The organism is Streptomyces anatolicus, from assembly GCF_019400875.1.
GTDB classification, from domain to species: Bacteria; Actinomycetota; Actinomycetes; order Streptomycetales; family Streptomycetaceae; genus Streptomyces; species Streptomyces anatolicus.
Genome location: NZ_WMBF01000387.1, coordinates 1 through 6172, shown reverse-complemented (window position 1 = coordinate 6172; position 6172 = coordinate 1). Strand labels below are relative to the sequence as shown.

Annotated in this window: 5 protein-coding genes; all 5 read left to right on the top strand. The window is 70.4% G+C overall.

Going from position 1 to position 6172, the window contains the following annotated elements; all coding sequences use genetic code 11:
- Positions 1 to 210 precede the first annotated feature (210 nt).
- Positions 211 to 1281, top strand: coding sequence for a quaternary amine ABC transporter ATP-binding protein (locus GKQ77_RS25505; RefSeq protein WP_219691281.1), 1071 nt, complete (start codon positions 211 to 213; stop codon positions 1279 to 1281).
- Positions 1274 to 3889, top strand: a complete 2616-nt coding sequence (locus tag GKQ77_RS25500) for an ABC transporter permease/substrate binding protein (RefSeq protein ID WP_219691280.1) — start codon at positions 1274 to 1276, stop codon at positions 3887 to 3889. The genes GKQ77_RS25505 and GKQ77_RS25500 overlap by 8 nt, the downstream gene beginning before the upstream one ends.
- 182 nt (positions 3890 to 4071) lie before the next feature.
- Positions 4072 to 5061, top strand: coding sequence for a hypothetical protein (locus tag GKQ77_RS25495; protein ID WP_219691279.1), 990 nt, complete (start codon positions 4072 to 4074; stop codon positions 5059 to 5061).
- Positions 5062 to 5260: 199 nt separating this feature from the next.
- Positions 5261 to 5836: a helix-turn-helix domain-containing protein gene (locus tag GKQ77_RS25490; protein WP_219691278.1), complete on the top strand. Its 576-nt coding sequence runs from the start codon at positions 5261 to 5263 to the stop codon at positions 5834 to 5836.
- Between the two features lie 22 nt (positions 5837 to 5858).
- The coding region (locus GKQ77_RS25485) for a helical backbone metal receptor (RefSeq protein ID WP_219691282.1) at positions 5859 to 6172 on the top strand (314 nt) is incomplete at its 3' end.

The following is a 6172-nucleotide window of genomic DNA, read 5'->3' as shown; positions in this document are numbered from 1 at the left end:
GCGCATCGTGGTGTGCCGCCGCCCGGAGCGCAACGTGTGTGAGCTGGGACACTCCTGGGTTTGGGTTTCGCGAGTCAGGGCAGGCGCGCAGCCGGAACCGACCCGGTCGAGGATTCAACATTTCGATCGGGCAAGTGGGCAGAGGCCACCGCGTTCCACGGCCCGCCGGCGGGGGAGGCGGGCCGTCTTGGTTCAACCCGAGAGGTGTATGTGTCCAGGCTGCAAGCCGAGCACTTGTACAAGGTGTTCGGCAGACGACCCACCGACGCGGTGGAGAAACTCCGCCACGGAGCCGACCGGGAGGAACTGCGCGCCGACGGCACCACCGCCGCCGTGATCGACGCCTCCTTCGAGGTCGAACCGGGCCAGATCTTCGTCGTCATGGGTCTCTCCGGATCCGGCAAGTCCACGTTGCTGCGCATGCTCAACGGGCTGTCGGAGCCGACGGCCGGTCACGTCCGCTTCGACGGCCAGGACCTCACCGGACTGAGCGCGCGCGAGATGCGGGAGGTGCGCTCCAAGAAGATCAGCATGGTCTTCCAGCACTTCGCGCTCTTCCCGCACCGCAGCGTCCTGGAGAACGCCGGGTACGGCCTCGAGGTGCAGGGCGTCCCGCGCGCCGAGCGCGAGAGGCGGGCCACCGAGGCGCTGGAGCTGGCGGGTCTCAAGGGCTGGGAGAAGTCCTGGCCCGACGAGCTGTCCGGCGGCATGCAGCAGCGCGTCGGCCTGGCCCGCGCGCTCGCCACCGACGCCGATCTGCTCCTGATGGACGAGTCGTTCAGCGCGCTCGACCCGCTGATCCGGCGCGACATGCAGGACCAGCTCCTCGAACTCCAGAAGCGGCTGAAGAAGACCATCGTCTTCATCACCCACGACCTGAACGAGGCGATGCGCCTCGGCGACCAGATCGCCGTCATGCGCGACGGCCGCATCGTCCAGATCGGCAACGCCGAGGACATCCTGGTCACCCCGGCCAACGACTACGTCGCCGCGTTCACCCAGGACGTCGACCGCTCCCGGGTGCTGACCGCGGGCGCGATCATGGCCGAGCCGGAGAGCGGCTTCGTGCGGGCGGACGCCCCCGCCACGGTCACCGAGGACACCCCGATCATCGAACTGTTCACGCCCTCCTCCGCCAGCGCGGTGCCGGTCGCGGTGACCGACGCGGACGGCAAGCTCGTCGGCGTCGTGCCGCGGGAGCGGCTGCTGGCCGTACTCGGCGAGCCGATGGCCCCCGAGGACGAGCAGCGGGAGAGCGAGAAGGTGGTCAGCGGTGCCTAGGATTCCCTTCGGCGAGTGGGTCAACGACAGCGTCGACTGGCTGCTCGCCCACATGTCCTGGCTGTTCGACTTCTTCAAGACCGTCTTCCAGGGCGCGTACGACGGCATAGCCGACCTGCTCCAGGCGCCCGAGCCGCTGCTCCTCGCGGGCATCTTCGCCGTCATCGCGTTCTGGCTGCGCGGGGTGGTCGCCGGTGTGCTGACCTTCGCGGGTTTCGCGTTCATCGTCTCGCTGGAGCTGTGGGACCACGCGATGATGACGCTGTCCCTGGTGCTCGTCGCGACGGTCATCGCGCTCGTCATCTCCGTGCCCGTGGGCATCTGGGCGGCACGGTCCAGCACGGTCAGCGGCGTCGTCCGCCCGGTGCTCGACTTCATGCAGACGCTGCCAGCGATGATCTACCTCATCCCCGCCATCCTCTTCTTCGGGATGGGCGCCCCCGCGGGCATCGTCGCCACCCTGATCTTCGCGCTCGCCCCCGGCGTCCGCATGACGGAGCTGGGCATCCGGCAGGTCGACAAGGAACTGGTCGAGGCCGCGGACGCGTTCGGCACCAAGCCGCGCGACATCCTGCTCCGCATCCAGCTGCCCCTCGCCCTCCCCACGATCATGGCCGGTGTCAACCAGGTCATCATGCTGGGCCTGTCCATGGCCGCCATCGCGGGCATGGTCGGCACCGAGGGCCTTGGCGCCGACGTCAACGAGGCCATCGGCCAGCTCAACGTGGGCCTCGGCTCCGAGGCGGGCGTCGCCATCGTCATCCTGGCGATCTACCTGGACCGGATGACCAGCTCGCTCGGCACCCAGGTCTCCCCGCTCGGCCGCCGCGCCGCCGCCAAGGTGCGCGCCGCGCAGGGCCTGAACATCTGGACCTACCGCCCGCAGGCCGCCGTCGCGGTCGTCGGCGTGGTCGTGCTCGCGCTCGTCGCGGGCGGCATGGGCGTCTTCGGCGGCTCGAAGTCCGAGGAGGCCGCCGCCACGGACGGAACCAACGTCGGCCAGGGCACGCGGATCAACATCGGCTACATCCCCTGGGACGAGGGCGTGGCCTCCACCTTCCTCTGGAAGGAGATCCTGGAGCAGCGCGGCTTCAAGCCGCAGACCAAGCAGCTGGAGGCGGGCCCGCTCTACACCTCGCTCGCGCAGGGCAGCGTCGACTTCCAGACCGACTCCTGGCTGCCGACGACGCACGCCTCGTACTGGAAGAAGTACGGCGACAAGCTGGAGGACCTGGGCGCGTGGTTCGGCCCGACCTCGCTGGAGCTGTCCGTGCCCTCCTATGTGAAGGGCGTCGATTCGCTCGATGACCTCAAGGGCAGGAGCGGCACCTTCAAGGGCAAGATCGTCGGCATCGAGTCGAGCGCCGGGATGATGGGGCTGCTCAAGGACAAGGTGCTCGGCGAGTACGGCCTGGACAAGGAGTACAAGGTCGTCGACGGCTCCACGCCCGCGATGCTGGCCGAGCTGAAGCGCGCGTACGCCAAGAAGGAACCGATCGTCACCACGCTCTGGTCGCCGCACTGGGCGTACAGCGACTTCGACCTGAAGAAGCTCAAGGACCCCAAGGGCGCCTGGGGCAAGGGCGACGGCGTGCACACGCTGGCGCGCAAGGGCTTCTCCGCCGAGAACCCGCAGGTCGCCAAGTGGCTGAAGGACTTCAAGATGAGCGAGAAGCAGCTCACGAGTCTTGAGGCGGAGATCAACAAGGCGGGCAAGGGCAAGCAGCAGGAAGCCGTCCGCGCCTGGCTGAAGACGAACCCGGGCGTCGTCGACAAGCTGGCCCCGCTGCCGGAGAACTCCACCCCCGCCGAGGCGAAGCGTCCGCTGAACGCCGCCTACTTCGCGTGGGACGAGAACATCGCCGTCACCAATCTCTGGAAGCGTGTCCTGGAGAAGCGCGGCTACAAGATGAAGCTGACGCCGTCCGACGTGGGCCCGGTCTACACCGCGCTCGCCCAGGGCGACCTCGACCTGGACCTCGACGCCTGGCTGCCGACGGCCCAGAAGCAGTACTGGGAGAAGAACAAGGCGCACCTCAAGGACCTGGGCTCCTGGTACAGCCCGACGTCCCTGGAGGTCGCCGTCCCCTCCTACGTCAAGGACGTGAAGTCGCTCGCTGACCTCAAGGGCAAGGGCGACAGGTTCAAGGGCAAGATCATCGGCATCGAGCCCGGCACGGGTGTGATGACGGCGCTCAAGGAGAAGGTCCTGCCCGGCTACGGCCTCGACAAGGAGTACAAGATCGTCTCCGGTTCGACGCCCGCGATGCTCTCCGAGCTGAAGTCGGCGTACGCCAAGAAGGAGCCGGTCGCGGTCCTGCTCTGGTCGCCGCACTGGGCGTACAACGAGTACGAGCTGACCAAGCTGAAGGACCCCAAGGGCGGCTTCGGCAAGGGCGACACGATCCGCACGATCTCCAGCAAGGAGTTCCCGGAGCAGTACCCGCGACTCACCAAGTGGCTCAAGGCCTTCAAGATGAGCGAGAAGGAACTGGCCAGCCTGGAGAACGAGATCAACAAGGCGGGCAAGGGCAATGAGCCCGAGGCCGTCGACGCCTGGCTGAAGAAGAACCCGGGCTTCGAGCAGAAGATGACGGCCGCGAAGTAACACCGGCCGGCCGGTATTTGCCGAGGGGTGGGCCTCGCCTTGTGGCGAAGCCCACCCCTCGGGGCGTCCTCGGGGGCACGCCCGCTCCCTAGGCTGGGCACCTTCCCCGCCGCTCGAACGTAAGTGCCCCCTCCGTGCCCCCCTCTGTGCCCCCTTCCGTGTCCCCCTCTGGGGCCTCCCGCGTGACGGTCCGTACGACGCCCCGCCTCCTCCTCACCGTGACGCTCGCCCTCGCCGCCGCCCTGCTCTTCGCGCAGCTGGCCCGGGCCGACGCCGACACCGGCCCCGCCTCCGCGGGCACCGCGCGCCTGGCCGCGCTCGCCGGGGACGTGACAGCCGCCGACGGCCACCGCTACGATGCGCGGGACCACACCGGCCGCACCATGGACGCCGCCCAGATCGCGCAGACCCCCGACGGCCGCTATCTCGCCGTCTACCACACGCTCCTCGCCGACGGCCGCTTCCACGCAGCCGTCGCCACCTCCACCGATCTGCGCCACTGGCAGCGCCGCCACGACTTCGGGCCCGGCACCCACCAGGCCTCGCTCGCGCACGACGGGCGCGGGGGCTATGCCCTCGCGTACGAGAAGGACCCGCGCAACCACATCGCCGTCCGCGCCTACCGGAATCTGGCGGCGCTGCTCGACGGGCGCGCCCACCGGGCCTTCGACGCCCCGCTGACCCTCTCCCGCTGCGCCGAGGGCACCCCCGGCATCACCTCCGTGCGCGGCGCCACCATCCACCTCACCGGGCACTACCTCGCCGACTGCGACACCGACCGCCAGCTGCGCGCCACGCTCACCGGCTTCCGGCGCTGGCACGCCGAGCCCGACCGGCGCCTGGACCACGCCGTGCGCGCGTGGGGCACCGGCGGCAACATCGGCGACCGGGCGCCCGTCGATCTTGGCGGAGAGCGCGTGGTCCTCGTCGAGGGCCAGGGGCGCCGGTCGGACTTCGGCAGCTGGGGGACGTACGCCTACGACCCCGGGAGCGGGCGCGCCGACAGCCTCGACGTCCGCACCCACGGCGGCAGCCGTGCCTTCGCCAACCCCTCCGTCACCCTGCTGACCGATCCGCGCGGCCGCCCCGCGCTGCTCGTCGGCCTCTTCATCCCGCGCGAGGGTTCCGCGCCCGGGGAGGCCGGACAGCTGCTGTACTGGCACAGGCTGTAACCTCCCTGCGCGCACCCGGGGTGATCCGGCCATCCGCGCATCCGGGCGCCGGGCCATCGGCGCAACGGGGCGGAACCGTTTGGCGAACATGCGTAGGGTGCAGAGAACCCCTCAGGAAAACCACGGGAACCCCTCGGGACCCCCGCGGGAACCCCCTCAGGGTGGAGAGTGGACCGACGCGCTGAAGGGAGCCGAGGCGTTGGACGAGCACAAGGAGACCCTCCGGGTGGGCTCGGCCGTGCGGCGGCGCCGCCGGCAGCTGGAGCTGACCCTCGCCGTCGTCGCCGAGCGCAGCGGCCTTTCCGTGCCGTTCCTCAGCCAGATCGAGAACGAACGCGCCCGGCCGAGCAGGCGCTCCCTCCTGCGCGTCGCCGACGCCCTGCGCACCACCGACGTGGAGCTGCTGGCCGCCGCCGACCCCGCGAAAACCGTCGACGTGGTGCGCGCCGACGACGACACGGATCTGGACACCTCGACGCCCGAGGCGCGGGTGCGCCAGCTGGCGCGCGGCCACCATCAGCTCCACGCCCTGGAGTTCATCGGGGACCACGACGAGGGCCGCGAGTTCCAGCACCGCAACGACGAGTTGATGTACGTCGTCGAGGGCGCCGTCGAGATGGAGGCGGAGGGTCGCGCCTACCGCCTCGGGCGCGGCGACACCCTCTTCCTCACCGGCGGGGTGCGCCATCGCTGGCGGGCCACGGTGCCGGACACGCGGGTCCTGGTGGTCGCCGTGGGGGACCACGTCGAGGCGGTGGACGACGGGGGGCACTGAGGTGCCGCCCGTGCGCCGCCCGCTGCGGGTCGTCTCGCTCGTGCCGTCGCTGACCGAGGCGATCGCCGTGAGCGTGCCGGGCGCGCTGGTCGGGGCCACGGAATGGTGCAGCCACCCGGCGGACCTCGGTGTCACCCGGGTGGGCGGCACCAAGAACCCCGACGTGCGCGGGATCGTGGCCCTCGCGCCCGACCTGGTGATCGCCAACGAAGAGGAGAACCGCGCCCCCGACCTGACGGAGCTGCGCGCGGCGGGCGTCGAGGTCCTTGTGACGGAGGTGCGGACGCTGGAGCAGGCGTTCCGGGAGCTGCGTCGGGTCCTCGCGGCGGGCGGGGC